Below are 1,259 nucleotides of genomic sequence, written 5' to 3'. Positions count from 1 at the left end.
CAAGCAGTTGCTCGGTACGCCGAGACACACCCACCCGTGGCGCACCAGCCCGCCCACCTCATCTCGCAAGAGGAGTTCCACCATGGCACGACGCACGCGCGATCACCTCCGCTTCGGAGTCTTCAGCGCACCGTTCCACCTCCCCATCGGCAGAAACCCCAACCTGCTCATCCACCGCGACATCGCCCTCGCCGAACACCTCGACCGACTCGGATACGACGAACTCTGGATGGGCGAACACCACTCCATCGGCGCCGAAATCATCGGCGACCCACTCCTGTTCCTCTCCCACATCGCCGCACGCACCACCAACATCAAACTCGCCAGCGGCGTCATCTCCCTGCCCTACCACAACCCCCTCCTCCTCGCCGACCGCTTCGCACTCCTCGACCACATCACCCGCGGCCGCGTCATCCTCGGCATCGGACCCGGCGCCCTCACCACCGACGCCCACATGATCGGCCTCGAACAAACAACCCAACGCGAAGCCTTCGCCGAAGACGCCCAAGTACTCGTCGACCTCCTCAACGGAGAATGGGTCACCGCCAAAACCCCCCGCTACACCCTCGAAGACGCCCACCTCCACCTGAGCCCCTACTCCGACTTCGACATGGCCGTCGCAGGCACCGGCACCCCCACCGGCCCCCGCATCGCCGGCCGCCACGGCATCGGCCTACTCACCCTCGGCGCCACCTCCGCCGCCAAAAAATCCGACACCGTCCTCTCCGGCGCCTGGGACACCTACACCACCGAAGCCGCCAAAGCCGGCCACACCCCCGACCGCGACGGCTGGCGCCTCGTCGGCTACGCCCACATCGCCGAAACCGAAGAACAAGCACGCCACGACGTCCGCCACGGCATCGACGCCTTCTTCGACTACCTCCAATACACCCAAGCCTCCGCCTACTACGGCGACATGGGCATCGCCACCACCGACGAACGCATCCAATACGTCATCGACACCGGCATGGGCGTCATCGGCACCCCCCAACAAGCCATCGACCAAATCACCCACATCCAAGAACAAACCAAAGGCGGATTCGGCGCCTTCCTCCTCGGACACCACGAATGGGCCAACTGGCCCGCCACCCTCCGCTCCTACGAACTCTTCGCCGAACACGTCACCCCCCACTTCCAAGGCCAACTCCACGCACCCCTCACCAGCAAAAAATGGTCCGAAGACAACCGCGACCAACTCAGCCACGGCCAAAAAATCTCCATCGCCCGCGCACTCGGACAACCAGACCCAGCCTGAAACA

At 64.6% G+C, this 1,259-nt stretch carries 1 protein-coding gene; it reads left to right on the top strand.

The features are described from left to right. Positions 1-82 precede the first annotated feature (82 nt). Positions 83-1,255, top strand: a complete 1,173-nt coding sequence (locus RY1_RS29240) for an LLM class flavin-dependent oxidoreductase (RefSeq protein ID WP_072807536.1) — start codon at positions 83-85, stop codon at positions 1,253-1,255. Positions 1,256-1,259 lie beyond the last annotated feature (4 nt).

Source organism: Rhodococcus yunnanensis NBRC 103083 (assembly GCF_001895005.1).
GTDB lineage: Bacteria > Actinomycetota > Actinomycetes > Mycobacteriales > Mycobacteriaceae > Rhodococcoides > Rhodococcoides yunnanense.
This window is presented reverse-complemented; position numbering and strand designations above follow the sequence as displayed.

Coding starts and splice junctions, on each gene's coding strand:
- RY1_RS29240 (WP_072807536.1), top strand. CDS start 83: ATGGCACGACGCACGCGCGATCACCTCCGCTTCGGAGTCTTCAGCGCA.